This window comes from Pseudoalteromonas sp. SG45-5 (genome assembly GCF_014164085.1).
GTDB lineage: Bacteria > Pseudomonadota > Gammaproteobacteria > Enterobacterales > Alteromonadaceae > Pseudoalteromonas > Pseudoalteromonas aliena.
On sequence record NZ_JACJEM010000186.1, the window covers coordinates 1 to 300 of the forward strand.

Genomic DNA, 300 nt, shown 5'->3' on the forward strand with positions numbered 1-300 from the left:
AATTAATGACAAGCACGTAGTGCTACCATTTTCTTTGCGCAAGGTGCCTCAACTTTAACGCTACGCGCTAAGAGTCACCTCTTGAATTTGGAAAATATCTGATAATATTTTTTAAGTCTTTCTTTAAGTAATATCTACTTTAGTCATATTAACTTCTTCGCTTGTTTCACTATCGCATAAAACGCGTTTGGCGTTGTATGGTTAAGCCTCACGGGTAATTAGTACAAGTTAGCTTAATGGCTCACACCACTTCCACATCTTGCCTATCAACGTTGTAGTCTTCAACGGCCCTTCAGAGAC

Annotated in this window: 1 rRNA gene; it reads right to left on the minus strand. The window is 39.0% G+C overall.

The annotated features are described in order from the left end of the window. Positions 1 to 197 precede the first annotated feature (197 nt). Positions 198 to 300 (minus strand): 23S ribosomal RNA (locus H5119_RS20230); the annotation flags it as partial.